The sequence below is a fragment of the Salinicola tamaricis genome (assembly GCF_003006155.1).
GTDB classification, from domain to species: domain Bacteria; phylum Pseudomonadota; class Gammaproteobacteria; order Pseudomonadales; family Halomonadaceae; genus Salinicola; species Salinicola tamaricis.
Genome location: NZ_CP023559.1, coordinates 973,709 through 986,789 on the forward strand (window position 1 = coordinate 973,709; position 13,081 = coordinate 986,789).

Genomic DNA, 13,081 nt, shown 5'->3' on the forward strand with positions numbered 1-13,081 from the left:
CCGACTTGAGCGCGCCCCAGCCGCCGGCCGGGTTGCGATAAGAGAAGACCTTGGGATCGGGCCAGGCCCGCCAGCGGCGGCTCTTGGGCGGCTACGGAGGGGGCGTCAGGGGCTTGGCGAGTCTGGGACATGGGGTTCCTTGCTGCGTGAAGGCATGCGCTCGGCCACCTCGCCAGCGGCCGCGCGGCGCGCTGACAGGAGATCGCCTCGGTGGCAGGGGCGAGACCGGCTGGAGATCGGGGCAAGTGGGCGTTCGGCGCGGGATCGCACTCGGCGCCCAGGCACCGACTCATACCAAAGCCTAAGTTTAATACCAAAGTATAATGTGCAGGTATAGTACGCTCGCTAACTAGTGGCTGTCGATACAGCCACCACTGAGGGCGTCAAGGCATGGCTTATCGGCCCCGCCGCGCTGAGCTTGAGCGCGTCGGTCCGAGACTGGTGGATCGGCATAGCGGATCGAAGGGTTCAGCGATCGCCGCGGCTCAGCAGTTCGAGCCGCCGGCCGCGGTGGCAGTTGATCAGGGTGAGATTGCAGGCCCGCGCCACTTCTACCGCCAGGCGCGAGGGGTAGGAGAGCGTCGCCAGGGTCGCAATGCCCGCGCGGACGCTCTTCTGAACCAGTTCCAGGCTGCAGCGGCTCGAGGTCATTGCCCAGGCGGCCTGACGGCCCTGGCGCAGCCCCTCGCCGATCACCTTGTCTAGGGCATTGTGACGGCCGATATCGCGCCCTGCGGCGATCAATTCACCGTCGGCGGCGAAGCTCAGGGCCAGATGCATGCCGCTTTCAGCGCGGGCCTCCAGCGCCGCCAGCCCGCTGCGCAGCACCGCCGGTGCCGGGGGGCTGGCCGGCGCCAGTCGCGTCAGCCCGAACAGCAGCTGCGACTCTTCCTGCACGCCGCAGGCGCCGCAACCGCTGGTAGTGGTAGTGGCCCGCGCCTGCCCCGCCGCGCGACGTTCGATCCGCGCCGCCACGTTCAGGCGCACGCGATGGCCATGGCGGCTGCTCTCGCAGGCGAGCGACTCGATATCGGCATAGCGGTCGATCACCCCTTCGCTGAAGGCGAATCCCACGGCCAGCGCTTCGAGCTGATCCGGCGTCGCCAGCACGGTGGCGTAGGCGGTGTCGTTGAAGAGAATCGAAACCGGCCGCTCCTGCGGCCCCGGCAGCGCGCCGAGATCGGTCTCGCTGCTGTCGTGGTAGGCGTCGGTAGCGCCGTCGCCCCCTGGCTGAGAGACGGCCTGGGGCATGGCATGAGGAGAATCTGGCGTCATCGGCTATCGCAGCTATTCACGGGGAGCGGAAATCGAACCGAGCGGAGTTCGGTGTACGGAAAGATCGAGCGTAGCGGAGAGAATGCGCGAAGGGATAGCAGCAAGGCGGTATTCAAGGTCGTGCCCGAAGCATCCGGCGGCTCGCCGCCGGATGCCTCTCACCTCAGTTGGCGGCATCCTGTACCGCTTCGCCACCCTCTTCGATGTCCTGGCCCGCACCGCTGACGGTGTTGCATCCGGAGAGGATGCCGGCACCCAGCAGGGCGAGCAGAGACAGCGCAATCAGTCGTTTCATCGTTGTCGTCCTCCATAACGTTTCTTGGCGAGTGGCCCGAGGTGCCACCGAGGCCGGATTCTGGCCGACCCACTGTCAACATAGCAGAGGCGACCCCGCTGCGCGCTGTCTACCCACCAACGCCTCGCCGCCCCGCCGTGGCCCCGACGCTCGGCGTCACGGCACTCGACGTCGCGGCGTAGCCGCCCGTAGAGTAGGCGCTTTCTGCCGCCGATCTGCCGGAGCCGTCATGCCGACCTTCACCCTCGACCCTCGCCTCGAACAGGACAGTCTGCACGTCATCGACCTGACGCTGTGCCAGCTGCGACTGAGCCGCGACGCCCGCTACCCCTGGGCGATCCTGATTCCGCGCCGCCCCGAGGTGGTCGAGCTCTACCATCTCGATAGCGAGGCGCAGGCTCTGCTATGGCGCGAGGGCACGCGCCTGGGCGAAGCGATGATGCACCACTACGCGGGCGACAAGCTCAATGTGGCGACGCTGGGGAACATGGTGCCGCAGCTGCATCTGCACGTGATCGTGCGCACCCGCGGAGACGAGGCTTGGCCGGGGCCGGTGTGGGGCCAGGGCGAGCCGCGCGCCTATACCGAAGCCGCCCTGGAGAGCCGCCGCGGCGAACTCGAACAGTTGGCGCGCGAGGCCGGCCTCGTCGACTGAACTCAGAGGGTGTTTACAAAATGCCTGCGCTCGGCAATACGGCGTTAAAACCGGCCTCAAAATGCTCATTTACCCCATGTAAACTCCGCTTTTTCGACCGATTTTGCCTTAGCTACGCGCCCCGGTCTGGCCTTCGCTCGCCGAATTTGTAAACACCCTCTCAGGAAGCGCTATGTGCCCCCGGCAACAGCGGCGAGCCCGCGGCCGCCCCGGCGTGCCCAGAAAGGGCGCGCCGGGTGCCGGGCCCTGCTGCCACTGGGCTAGCGTGAGCGAGAGGCCCAGCGCCAGGATCACCGCGCCGCCGGCAAAGCCGACCCAGGCGCCCCAGGGCCGCCCCCCGGAGAGCGGGGCCAGCCGCCGCTGGGTCCACTCCCGCGCCAGCACGCTCGCCAGGGCCAGCGACGACACCGTCAGCGCCGTGCCCAGCGACATCGCCAGCACTGCCACCACACCCTTGCCGAACTGATCCAGCAGCGCCGAGGCCCCCAGCAGCAACCGCACCGCTGCAAGGGGCGAACGCCGATGGAGAGCACCGTCAGCGCCGCCGAGCCCCAGGCCTGGGCACTCTGGGGCGAGACGTGATGGTCATGGCCACAGCCGCAACCGGCGCCGTGATCATGGATATGTTCATGGATACGATCATGAGCGTGATCATGGCCGTGAGCGTGACCAGTCGCCGCCCGAGGCGCGGCGTGCCAGCGCCACAGCCGACGCAGCGAGCGCCAGCACAGCCACAGCCCGACCAGCGCCACCATCACGAAGCTCGCCAGTTCCGCCTGATCGACGCTGGCCATCGCCTCGCGGGTCAGCCAGCCGAACCCGAACACCAGTACCGCGACCAGTCCGATCGCCACCAGCCCCTGCAGCAGCGAAGCGAGCGCGGAGAGCACGATGGCGCGCTGCCAGGCCCCACCCTGGGAGGCGAGATAGGTGCTCAATACCACCTTGCCATGGCCCGGCCCCGCGGCGTGAAAGACGCCGTAGCCGAAGCTGACGCCGAGCAGCACGCTCCAGGTGGTGAGCCCCGGAGCGCGGTCGATGGCGGTGATTGCCGAGGTCAGGGCGTGGTAGAGATCGCGCTGCCACAGCACCACCTGCACCGCCGCCTGCTGCCACCAGCCGAGCCAGTAGATCAGCGCGGCAGCGAACAGCACGCCGCCCAGCGCGAGTGTCACGCTGCGCCAGGGGCTCAACCGGAACATCGAATCTCTCCGGTTTCGGCGAAGAAGCGCCCCAGATTGGGCTCGCCGGTCTCGGTCTTGTCGAGCATCGCCGCCTCCATCACCTTCTGCGGATCGGGCTTGGCCTTGACGATACGCGTGGTGCAACCGGGCGGTGCACGATCCAGGGTGAGCGCCTCGGGCAGCGGCTGGGAGCCGTCGGCGTTGGCCTCGTGGACCATCTCGATGTAATAGGTGGGATCGAAGACGCGGTAGCGCAGCAGATGCCCGCCCAGCGCCACCGGCTGTGCCAGCGGCAGCACGAACTCGAAAACCAGCCGCTCGCCGTCGATCTCGGTATTGGTGTCGACCACCTCGGCCTGGGCCAGCTCGCGCCCGTCGAGATCGATCCAGGTCAGGTTGTGCTGGGTGGCGAGGTTGTTGCGGATCTCGCCGCCCAGGGCATCCAGCCGCTCCGCCATGCTGCTGTCGTCATCGACGCTGGCCAGCTCCTCCATCACCACCTGACTATAGAAGGGGTCCATGCGCCACTGCTGACGCAGCGCCTCGAGCCTCCCCTGGGCATCGAACTCACCGCGCACGCTGATATCGACCCAGCCGTGGGGGTGGGCCGAAGCCAGCGGCGACCAGCCCAGCATGCACAACCCCAACCCTATACTCAGCCCCGCCTGCCTGGACAGATTCAGCCCCAGCCGAGCCAAGCGGCGCCGACATGCGTGCAACTTGTGGTTCACGGCAGCAAGCCCAGGCGACGCTGCACGTCGATGAACAGCGGATCCAGCGACACGGCATCCAGCGGCTGGCCGCCGCGACGCCCGCTCAGGGTGAGATAGGTATCCCCGTTCTGCAGTACCAGCCCAGGCGGGCGCTGGCTGCCGCCGGTCACCTCGGCGTGTATCTCGTAGCCGCTGCGCGAAGCGAGCACCGCATCGATCTGGCGCAGGTCACCGTCGGCCTGACGAATCACGAAGCCGCGCTCGGCGAGCATCGCCAGCGTCGCGCGCAGGGTGGCATCCTCGCTGGCGCTGACAGCGATACTGCGCGGCTGTGCCGGCGGGTTCACAGCGCAGCCGGCGAGCCCCAGCAGCAGAATCAGCGTCAACGAAAGCCCACGGCGCGGGATACGGGGTAAACGGGGACTCATGGGCTGGCTCCTGGCGCGGCCGGCGCCGCCAGCTGGGACGCGATCGACTGGCGCAGCTGGGCGCAGAAGCCGGGCTGATTGTAGCTGCGGGCATCGATCAGATAGCCGTTATGGTCGACGACCACCGAGTCGCGGTCGACGTAGGTGGTCGTCTCAGGCGTGACCACCGAGACCCGCTCGATCTGTACCGGGTCGGTGTTGTAGCCACCGCCGAAGCCCTGGAACACCCCCAGCGAGTAGCCGTGGCTACCACCGAGGCCGAAGCCGCCCCAGAAGCCGGTACGCCCGAAGGGGCTGTCGACCGCCCCCAGCCCGGGCTGGGCGGTACGCCGCTCGGCGCTGACCAGGCCCAGCTTGGCGTCAGTGTCGAGCACCCGGTAGCCCTGCTGCTCCAGCGCCTGGCGGGTGGCGCGCAGACGCGCCAGGGTCTCCCCGGTGGCCGGCCACTGGCAGGCGGCGGGCAGTGAATCCGAACGAGTGGCGGCGAGCGGCTCCGGCGTGGCCAGCGACTGACAGCCGCTGGTCAGCGCCACCACCGCACCGACCACGAACCAGCCCGAAGGGCTGGAGCGCATCGCGCGGGGCCAGCGGCGACACCAGAATGACGGTTTCATGGCACTCTCCTCGAGAGGCAACGGCGAACAGCGTGAGCATGCCAGTTGGTCCTTCGCCGGTCCATGTCCATTAGGCTTTGTCCGAAAACTGTCTGCGCTCCAGCGCATGCCGCGGGCAGGGCCGTCGCCGCGGCCGTCGAACGACGCTATGCTGGTGACGCCACTGCCCCCACGCCATCAGCCATAGCCGAGGATTCGATGAAGATCGTCATTGCTCCCGACAGTTATAAGGACGCACTCAGCGCCCGCGAGGCCGCTGCCGCCGTAGCCCGCGGCATTGCCCACGAGTGGTCCGACGCGAGCCTGCATGAGTGCCCCATGGGCGATGGCGGCGAAGGCACGCTGGATGCGCTGCTCGCGGCCACCGGCGCCGAGCGCCGCCACGCGCGGGTGCAGGATGCGCTGGGGCGCCCGGCAGAGGCGAGCTGGGGCTGGCTCGCCGAGTCGCGCACCGCCTTCATCGAACTGGCAGAAGCGAGCGGGCTGCAGGCCCTGACCCGGGATGAACGCACCGCCCTGCACAGCACCACCCACGGGGTCGGCGAGCTGATTCTGGCCGCACTGAACGCCGGCGCACGCCACCTCGTGCTGACACTGGGCGGCAGCGCCACCAACGACGCCGGTGCCGGCATGCTGGCAGCCCTCGGCGCCCGGCTGCTGGATGGCGACGGCCAGCCGCTGCCCGCGGGCGGCGCGGCGCTGGCCGAGCTGGCGATACTCGATCTCGATGGCCTCGACCCGCGGCTCGCCCAATTGACGGTTCAGACCGCCGTCGATGTCGATAACCCGCTGCTGGGCCCGCGCGGCGCCAGCGCCATCTTCGGCCCGCAGAAAGGCGCCAGCGACGCCGATGTCGAGCGTTTGGACGCGGCGTTGGCGCACTTCGCCGACCACGCCGCCCAGGTCCTCGGCGAGGACCACCGCGAGCTGCCCGGCGCCGGCGCCGCCGGCGGCATGGGCTTTGCCGCCCGCGCCTTTCTCGCTGCCGAGCTGCGCCCCGGGATCGAGCTGGTCATGGCGCAGGTGGGGTTCGACGCGCTACTCGCCGACGCCGACTGGGTGATCACCGGCGAGGGCCAGCTCGACGGTCAGAGCCTCTCCGGCAAGACGCCGATCGGCATCGCCCGGCGCGCGCAGCAGCATGGCGTACCCAGCGTAGTGCTGGCCGGTCGCCTGGGCGACGGCTGGCAGGCAGCCTTCGACCACGGCGTCACCGCCGCCTTCGCCCTCGCCGACGGTCCGCTCAGCCTCGACGCCGCGCTCAACCGCTGCGCCGCCCTGCTGGAGGACAACGCCCGCAGCCTGGCACGGGTGTGGCGCGCAGGGCGCGAGCGGGCCTGAGAGGATATCCCTTTCCCCGGGACGGCTAGGATAGTCGCCGCCTATGCCGGCCATATCCAGGCTTGGCTGGGCAGCGGCGGCATGGCGGCATACACTTTGGTCGCGCCCATCGCTTTTTAAGGAGGAATGTCATGTCGGATACCAATGCCATCGGTCTGCACGCATCTGCAGCCGAGCAGCTCGCCGAGAAGCTCAACGCGCTGCTGGCCAACTATCAGATCTTCTATATGAACGTTCGCGGCTACCACTGGAACGTCAAGGGTGAGCAGTTCTTCGAACTCCATGCCAAGTTCGAGGAGATCTACACCGACCTGCTGACCAAGGTCGACGAGGTCGCCGAGCGCATCCTGACCCTGGGCTATCAGCCGCTGCACGCCTACAGCGACTACTTCGCGGTATCGAAGATCCAGGAAGACACCAAGGTTTCCGACGGCAAGCAGTGCGTACGTGGTTTGGTGACGGGTCTCCAGGTGCTGATCGAGCTGCAGCGCGATCTGCTCTCGCAGGCCAGCGACGCCGACGACGAGGGCACCGCCTCGCTGGCGAGCGACTATATCCGCGAGCAGGAGAAAACGGTCTGGATGCTCAACGCCTATCTGGGCTGAGCCCCTCGGCCGCCCCGTTCGCGCTCAGCCTCGCTGATGCCATCGATGCCGCCCTCCGGGGCGGCATCGTCTTTTTAGGCCACGGTTTATCTCGCCGATAGTCGCGTTTCATTAAACTTCGCCCCGACCCAGCCGATGTTGTGCGTTACCCACCATGAGCCTGGCGACCCGACAGGCTCGCGGCTTACTTCCCGCACCGCGGAGGCAAACCATGTCCCTCGATACTCCCGCCGACAGCTCCGACTCACTCGCCGCCCCGCCGCTGGAGGCGCTGTGGCAGGCGGTCAACCGCTCCCAGGCCGTGATCGAGTTCGATCTCGATGGCCACGTGCTCGACGCCAATGCGCGCTTTCTCGAGGCCATGGGTTATCGCCGCGACGAGATCATCGGCCAGCATCACCGCCTGTTCTGCGACGAGCGCCATGCCCAGAGCCGCGCCTACCAGGAGTTCTGGGGGCGCCTGGGACGTGGCGAATTCGTCAGCGGCGAGTTCAAGCGCGTCACCCGCCAGGGCGAAGAGATCTGGCTGCAGGCGACCTACAACCCGGTGCTCGATGACGAGGGCAAGCCGCACAAGGTGATCAAGCTGGCCACGGACATTACCCTGCAGAAGCGTGCGGTCGCCGAGTACGAGGGCAAGGTCAAGGCCATCGATCGCGCCCAGGCAGTGATCGAGTTCGATCTCGACGGCCATGTGCTCACCGCCAACCAGCACTTCCTCAATACCGTGGGCTACACCCTGGAGGAGATCGAGGGCCGCCACCATGCGCTGTTCTGTCAGCCGGACTACGCCAAGAGCGACGACTACCGCCAGTTCTGGGCGCGCCTGCGCCAGGGCGAATTCTACAGCGGCGAGTTCCGACGCCTCGACAAGCACGGCCGTGACATCTGGTTGCAGGCCACCTACAACCCGATCCTCGACGCCAGCGGGCGCCCCTACAAGGTGGTCAAGTTCGCCCACGACGTCACCGCCGAGCGCCAGCGCAACGCCGAGTTCAAAGGTCGGATCAACGCCATCGACCGCGCCCAGGCGGTGATCGAGTTCGATCTCAAGGGCAATATTCTCGCCGCCAACCAGAACTTCCTCGACACGCTGGGCTATCACGCCGACGAGATCGAGGGCCAGCATCACCGCATGTTCTGCGAATCCGAGCATGTGGTCAGCCGCGAGTATCGCGACTTCTGGCTGGCGCTGAGCCGTGGCGAGCTGTTCGACGGCCGCTTCATGCGCCTGGGCAAGCATGGCCGCCGGGTCTGGATCCAGGCCACCTACAATCCGATCTTCGATGCCGACGGCAAGCCCTACAAGGTGATCAAGTTCGCCACCGATATCACCGCCGAGGTCGAGCTGGAAGAATACATCCAGGCCCAGACCGAGGCCATGAGCCAGTCGATCCATGCGCTCAACGCCTCCATTGCCTCGATCGCCGAGAACACCCAGTTGACCCGCTCGCTGGCCCGCGAGACCCAGCAGGAGGCCGGCCGCGGCACCCAGTCGCTGAGCGACTCGCGCGAGGCGATGGCAGCGATCCAGAAGTCTTCCGAGGATATCGATGCGATCGTCAAGGTGATCGGCGAGATCGCCTCGCAGACCAACCTGCTGGCGTTCAACGCCGCGATCGAGGCCGCCCGCGCCGGTGAGCACGGCCTGGGCTTCTCGGTGGTCGCCGACGAGGTGCGCAAGCTGGCCGAGAAGTCCGCTGATGCCACACGCCAGATCAACCGTCTGCTGGGCGAGTCGCTCAAGCGCATCGACAGCGGTAATGCCGTGACCCAACGTGCCACCGACTCCTTTGCACGTATCGTCGAGGGTGTGGCCCAGACCACCGACTCGATCGAGGAGATCGCCACCACCGTCAACGCCCAGCTCGAGACCGCCAACCGGGTCGACGGCGCGATCCGTGAACTGGCCCGGGCGACCCGCGGCGAGGAGCGGGCCAGATCATGAGCGCGCGCGTCTTCGGCATCCTGCGCGTCGGGGCCGCTGATGTCGCCCTCGATGCCCACGATCTGCAAGAGGTGGTACGCCTGGATAACCTGCCGCCACCGCGGCCGCGGGCGCCGGCCTGGTCGCGGGGTACACTGTCGCTGCGCGGCCAGCCGCTACCGCTGGTCGACCTGGCGGGGCTGCTGCAGCTCGATCCTGACATCCCGGCAGCGCCCATTGTCGATACCCATGATGAGCGCCATGTGGACGAGGTCCCTATCGACGAAGCCCAGAGCCAGCCTCACCGCCAGGGCAAGTCTCGGGCCAGCTTCGTCGCCGTGGTGGCGCATCGGGGTGCGCGCTTCGGGCTGTGTGTAAGCCAGATCGTCGACGTGATCGAGGTGCAGTCGCACCAGCAGCATGCGGTAAGCCACGGCGACGGCAGCACGTTGGCGCTGACGCCTTCGCTGATCGATCACCCGAGCCTGGCGCACCCGGCTTATCGGCTCGACCTGGATGCGCTGTTCGCGCTGGAAGAGATGGTCACGGTGACACCGCCGCCAGCGCTGGCAGAGCGCCAGTCGCCCGAGATCTCGACGCCGCCGACAGTCACCAATGACACCACGCCGACGCGGATCACCGCCCAGCGCTGGCTGATCGTGGAGAGCGGCGGCCAGGCGTTGGCACTGGATACCGCGATCGTCAGCGAGGTCGCCAACTGCCCCGAGATCGAACCGCCGCCGATCGAGCTCGACGCCTATCTCGGCAACGTCAGGCTGCGCGGTGCACGGCTGCCGCTATTCGACCCCGGCGAGTTGATCGGGCGTGCTCAGCAGCGCATGCGGCCCAGCTACATGGTGGTGCTCGCTGGCCCCGAGGGGCGTCTGGCACTGGCCCTGGAACACGTCACCGCGCTCAGCGCCGACGGCACTCTGTCGCCGGCCGGCCCAGGGCAGTCGGCGGCCGTGGCCGGGCTGGTCGCCGGCCCCTCTGGGCGCGATGCGCTGGCGCTCGATCACCGGGTGCTGATGACGACGCTCAATCTGAGTGCGCTGGCGCGCCTGCATGCGCGGCTCGATGGCGCCCAGGCAGGCAGCTCGGCCGCCGAGCACCAACCCCGGCGACGCTTCGCGCTGGTGCGTTTCACCTGTGCCGGCGACTACACCACGTTGCTCGATCAGCTCGACGCGGTCGATGCCGCCCCCACCGACTATCTCACCAGCGGCGGCGACCCGCGCTTCGTCGGCGTCTGGCGCCGTCACGGTCACAGTGTGGCCCTGGTCGATCTGCGCCACCTGCTGGGTCGCGACGCGTCGCGACCACCCCAGCACGTACTGATCGCCGACAGCGGCCAGGGGTTGATCGGCTTTCTCGTCGACGCAGTGCAGCGCATCGACTACGTCGAAGCGGCCGAAGAGAGCCTGGTAGTGCGCTGGCGCGGCGACATCGATCCCGACGCCCCGGCAGTCGAGCGTGCCAAGCGGCTGATCGCTCTCGGCGTCGGCGCCCACCATCAGGTCATGGCGATGCTCTGCCTGCAGACCCTGGCCATCGAACTGGCGGCGAGCGGCGTGGCGCTGCCGAACGCCGACGACACCGCCTAACTCGGTCTGCCCTGGTGTGGGCGGCCTCGCGTGGCGGGCGCCGTATCGCTCTCGACATTCTCGGTGGAAGCGCCATTGTCATTGCGCTCGCTCCCTGCAGGGCCACTCTCGGTATGGCCACTCTCGGCGAGTCTACCCTCGGCGCTTTCGCCCCTCTCGATCTCGCCCCTCTCACTCTCACCGTCATCACCCACGCGACTCGCGTCGGCGCCGCGCGACGTTCGGTCGAGTGCTGCCTCGTCTGCGTCCGCCCCCGCCTCTCGGGTCAGATGTTCGGGTAGCGCGCGCTTCATGCGCACACCGAGCTTTTCCAGCGCCAGCGCCTGGCCGACCAGACTGCCCTGGCCGGTAGCGAGTCGCCCCATGGCCTGGTCGTAGCTGCCCCGGGCACGGCCCAGGTGGCGCCCGACATCCTCGAGACTCGAGACGAAGCCCTGGAACTTGTCGAGCAGCTTGCCGGCACGCTCGGCGATATGGCGCGCGTTCTCGTTCTGGCGTTCCAGATTCCACAGGCTCGCCACGGTGCGCAGGCTGGCCAGCAGCGTGGTCGGCGTGACCACCACGATGTCGCGCGAGAAGGCGTCCTGGAACAGGGTATCGTCGAACTGGAAGGCAACCGCGAAGGCCGGCTCGATGGGCATGAACAGAAACACGAAATCCGGCGAGCGCAGCCCCGGCAGACGCGGATAGTCGCGTCCCGCCAGGCCGTCGATATGCGCACGGATCGCCTGCACGTGGGCGCGCAGCGCCTGCTCGCGCTCGGCGTCCTCCTCAGCGTTGACGTAGCGCACGTAGGCGTTGAGCGACACCTTGGCATCGACGATCAGATGCTTGTCGTCGGGCAGGTAGATCACCGCGTCGGGGCGCTGACGCCCCTGCTCGCCCTCGATCGAGACTTCGCGGCGGTACTCGATGTCCCGGCGCAATCCGGAGCGTTCGAGCACCGACTCCAGCATCACCTCGCCCCAGTTGCCCTGCATCTTCTTGTCGCCCTTGAGCGCCCGAGTCAGGTTGGCGGCCTCTTCGGTGATCTGGCGGTTGAGGGCGGCGAGCTGGTCGATCTGCACCTTGAGCGTGGTGCGCTCGCGCACCTCCTGGCCATGGATCTCCTCGAGCCGCTGGCGAAAGCCGCTGACCTGCTCACGGAAGGGCTTGAGCAGCGCTTCGAGGCTGTCTCGGCTCTGGGCGCTGTAGGCACGCTGGCGCTCGTCGAAGATCCGCCCCGCCAGCGCCTCGAACTCCTGCGCCAGGCGCGCCTTGGTCTGCTCCAGAAGCTCCAGGCGCTCGGCATGCTGGCGCTGCTGCTCGTTCAAGGTCTCGAGCCGGCCGTAGCGCTCGCGCAGATCCGCCAGGCGCGCGTTGAGGCTTTCCACCTGCTGATCGCGCTGGGCCAGCTGGCGCTTGAGCTCGGCTTCGCGCTCGCGCAGCTCGTCCTGCTGGGCATCGCTCTGGGCCAGCTCCTGCTCCAGGCGCTGGCGCTGGCTCTCTAACTCGCGCAGCCGCGCGCCGAGCCCTGCCCCCCTCACGCTTGCCTGACGCCACTGCCACAGCGCCACCCCGCCAGCCAGCGCCAGCACACCGGCCAGCCCCCAGGCGAGCGCCAGCGTATCCATATTCATCGCGCTCTCCCTCCGCTCATGCGTTCCATGACTTTACCGCCGCCCGCCAGGGCCGGCTTGCACTCTCGCCCTCATGTTCCACACTGAGGGACGGGCAACACGTGGACCGGGATGGTCCACGGACCCGCACACTCCATGACACATCACGACCAGGAGGTCACGATGGCTCAGCAACTCAACGGTAAACGCGTCGCCATTCTCGCCGCCGACGGCTTCGAGGAGTCCGAACTTGCCTCGCCCCGCGCCGCACTGCAAGGCCAGGGCGTGGAAACGCATGTCATCACCCCGGACGGCAAGGGCATTCGCGCGTGGGCCGAGACCGAGTGGGGTGACACCTACGAGGCCGACAAGGCACTCGATGCCGCCAACCCCAGCGACTATCACGCGCTGGTACTGCCGGGCGGCCTGTTCAACCCGGACACCCTGCGCATCAACGACAAGGCGCTGGCCTTCGTCAAGGCGTTCTTCGAGGCCGGCAAGCCGGTCGCGGCGATCTGCCATGCGCCCTGGATCCTGATCAATGCCGGCGTGGTCGAGGGGCGCAAGCTCACCTCGGTGCCCTCGGTCGCCCAGGATCTCAAGAACGCCGGTGCCCATTGGGTGGACGAATCGGTGGTGGTCGACAGCGGCTTCGTCACCAGCCGCACGCCGAAGGATCTCGATGCCTTCAACGCCAAGCTGCTCGAAGAGCTGGCCGAAGGACGGCATAGCCAGCAGCACGCCTGAGCGTCATCCCGCACGAGACCGAACGCCCGCCGCCAGGCGGGCGTTTTCGTGTGCTTTGCGGGATCGCCTGAGGCTTCCCATACTCAAGGCACTCG

General features: G+C 67.9%; 14 protein-coding genes. 6 read left to right on the forward strand and 8 right to left on the reverse strand.

Annotated features, from left to right (window positions below):
• Positions 1 to 468: 468 nt before the first annotated feature.
• Positions 469 to 1,251, reverse strand: coding sequence for a formate dehydrogenase accessory sulfurtransferase FdhD (locus tag CN538_RS04385; protein WP_106418672.1), 783 nt, complete (start codon positions 1,249 to 1,251; stop codon positions 469 to 471).
• 187 nt (positions 1,252 to 1,438) lie between these two features.
• Positions 1,439 to 1,570 (reverse strand): entericidin A/B family lipoprotein, encoded by a 132-nt coding sequence (locus CN538_RS04390; RefSeq protein WP_035475804.1) that lies wholly within the window; start codon positions 1,568 to 1,570, stop codon positions 1,439 to 1,441.
• Between the two features lie 229 nt (positions 1,571 to 1,799).
• Between CN538_RS04390 and CN538_RS04395 the strand changes: the two genes are divergently transcribed.
• Positions 1,800 to 2,225, forward strand: a complete 426-nt coding sequence (locus CN538_RS04395; RefSeq protein ID WP_106418673.1) for an HIT domain-containing protein — start codon at positions 1,800 to 1,802, stop codon at positions 2,223 to 2,225.
• A gap of 108 nt (positions 2,226 to 2,333) precedes the next feature.
• Here CN538_RS04395 and CN538_RS04400 read toward each other — a convergent pair whose 3' ends face one another.
• The 5 genes from CN538_RS04400 to CN538_RS04420 form a co-directional block, all read right to left on the reverse strand.
• The gene (locus CN538_RS04400) at positions 2,334 to 2,657 is read right to left on the reverse strand and encodes a hypothetical protein (protein ID WP_106418674.1); all 324 of its coding nucleotides are present in this window, start codon (positions 2,655 to 2,657) and stop codon (positions 2,334 to 2,336) included.
• A complete protein-coding gene (locus tag CN538_RS04405; RefSeq protein WP_106418675.1) occupies positions 2,636 to 3,427 on the reverse strand; it encodes a nickel/cobalt transporter in 792 nt (263 codons plus the stop codon). Before CN538_RS04405 ends, CN538_RS04400 begins: the two co-directional genes overlap by 22 nt.
• Positions 3,415 to 4,044 carry a DUF1007 family protein gene (locus CN538_RS04410; RefSeq protein ID WP_106418676.1) on the reverse strand — a complete coding sequence of 210 codons (630 nt, stop codon included), beginning with the start codon at positions 4,042 to 4,044 and terminating at the stop codon, positions 3,415 to 3,417. The genes CN538_RS04405 and CN538_RS04410 overlap by 13 nt, the downstream gene beginning before the upstream one ends.
• Positions 4,045 to 4,136: 92 nt before the next feature.
• A complete protein-coding gene (locus CN538_RS04415) occupies positions 4,137 to 4,550 on the reverse strand; it encodes a hypothetical protein (RefSeq protein WP_106418677.1) in 414 nt (137 codons plus the stop codon).
• Positions 4,547 to 5,164 carry a hypothetical protein gene (locus tag CN538_RS04420; RefSeq protein ID WP_106418678.1) on the reverse strand — a complete coding sequence of 206 codons (618 nt, stop codon included), beginning with the start codon at positions 5,162 to 5,164 and terminating at the stop codon, positions 4,547 to 4,549. Before CN538_RS04420 ends, CN538_RS04415 begins: the two co-directional genes overlap by 4 nt.
• 198 nt (positions 5,165 to 5,362) lie before the next feature.
• Here CN538_RS04420 and CN538_RS04425 point away from each other — a divergent pair, with 198 nt between their 5' ends.
• The 4 genes from CN538_RS04425 (at position 5,363) to CN538_RS04440 (ending at position 10,641) form a co-directional block, all read left to right on the forward strand.
• Positions 5,363 to 6,505: a glycerate kinase gene (locus tag CN538_RS04425; RefSeq protein ID WP_106418679.1), complete on the forward strand. Its 1,143-nt coding sequence runs from the start codon at positions 5,363 to 5,365 to the stop codon at positions 6,503 to 6,505.
• A 131-nt stretch (positions 6,506 to 6,636) separates the two neighbouring features.
• Positions 6,637 to 7,110 carry a Dps family protein gene (locus CN538_RS04430; protein ID WP_035475788.1) on the forward strand — a complete coding sequence of 158 codons (474 nt, stop codon included), beginning with the start codon at positions 6,637 to 6,639 and terminating at the stop codon, positions 7,108 to 7,110.
• 211 nt (positions 7,111 to 7,321) lie between these two features.
• The gene (locus CN538_RS04435) at positions 7,322 to 9,058 is read left to right on the forward strand and encodes a methyl-accepting chemotaxis protein (protein WP_164999508.1); all 1,737 of its coding nucleotides are present in this window, start codon (positions 7,322 to 7,324) and stop codon (positions 9,056 to 9,058) included.
• Positions 9,055 to 10,641, forward strand: a complete 1,587-nt coding sequence (locus CN538_RS04440) for a chemotaxis protein CheW (protein WP_106418681.1) — start codon at positions 9,055 to 9,057, stop codon at positions 10,639 to 10,641. The genes CN538_RS04435 and CN538_RS04440 overlap by 4 nt, the downstream gene beginning before the upstream one ends.
• Here CN538_RS04440 and CN538_RS04445 read toward each other — a convergent pair.
• Positions 10,638 to 12,260 (reverse strand): DNA recombination protein RmuC, encoded by a 1,623-nt coding sequence (locus CN538_RS04445; protein ID WP_106418682.1) that lies wholly within the window; start codon positions 12,258 to 12,260, stop codon positions 10,638 to 10,640. The genes CN538_RS04440 and CN538_RS04445 overlap by 4 nt on opposite strands.
• A gap of 162 nt (positions 12,261 to 12,422) precedes the next feature.
• Between CN538_RS04445 and CN538_RS04450 the strand changes: the two genes are divergently transcribed.
• Positions 12,423 to 12,986 (forward strand): type 1 glutamine amidotransferase domain-containing protein, encoded by a 564-nt coding sequence (locus CN538_RS04450; protein ID WP_106418683.1) that lies wholly within the window; start codon positions 12,423 to 12,425, stop codon positions 12,984 to 12,986.
• The last annotated feature ends 95 nt before the right edge of the window (positions 12,987 to 13,081 follow it).

Bases quoted from the DNA above. Each gene is read 5' to 3' on its own strand.
- CN538_RS04385 (WP_106418672.1), bottom strand. From the start codon at position 1,251: ATGCCCCAGGCCGTCTCTCAGCCAGGGGGCGACGGCGCTACCGACGCC.
- CN538_RS04390 (WP_035475804.1), bottom strand. From the start codon at position 1,570: ATGAAACGACTGATTGCGCTGTCTCTGCTCGCCCTGCTGGGTGCCGGC.
- CN538_RS04395 (WP_106418673.1), top strand. From the start codon at position 1,800: ATGCCGACCTTCACCCTCGACCCTCGCCTCGAACAGGACAGTCTGCAC.
- CN538_RS04400 (WP_106418674.1), bottom strand. From the start codon at position 2,657: ATGTCGCTGGGCACGGCGCTGACGGTGTCGTCGCTGGCCCTGGCGAGC.
- CN538_RS04405 (WP_106418675.1), bottom strand. From the start codon at position 3,427: ATGTTCCGGTTGAGCCCCTGGCGCAGCGTGACACTCGCGCTGGGCGGC.
- CN538_RS04410 (WP_106418676.1), bottom strand. From the start codon at position 4,044: ATGCTGGGCTGGTCGCCGCTGGCTTCGGCCCACCCCCACGGCTGGGTC.
- CN538_RS04415 (WP_106418677.1), bottom strand. From the start codon at position 4,550: ATGAGTCCCCGTTTACCCCGTATCCCGCGCCGTGGGCTTTCGTTGACG.
- CN538_RS04420 (WP_106418678.1), bottom strand. From the start codon at position 5,164: ATGAAACCGTCATTCTGGTGTCGCCGCTGGCCCCGCGCGATGCGCTCC.
- CN538_RS04425 (WP_106418679.1), top strand. From the start codon at position 5,363: ATGAAGATCGTCATTGCTCCCGACAGTTATAAGGACGCACTCAGCGCC.
- CN538_RS04430 (WP_035475788.1), top strand. From the start codon at position 6,637: ATGTCGGATACCAATGCCATCGGTCTGCACGCATCTGCAGCCGAGCAG.
- CN538_RS04435 (WP_164999508.1), top strand. From the start codon at position 7,322: ATGTCCCTCGATACTCCCGCCGACAGCTCCGACTCACTCGCCGCCCCG.
- CN538_RS04440 (WP_106418681.1), top strand. From the start codon at position 9,055: ATGAGCGCGCGCGTCTTCGGCATCCTGCGCGTCGGGGCCGCTGATGTC.
- CN538_RS04445 (WP_106418682.1), bottom strand. From the start codon at position 12,260: ATGAATATGGATACGCTGGCGCTCGCCTGGGGGCTGGCCGGTGTGCTG.
- CN538_RS04450 (WP_106418683.1), top strand. From the start codon at position 12,423: ATGGCTCAGCAACTCAACGGTAAACGCGTCGCCATTCTCGCCGCCGAC.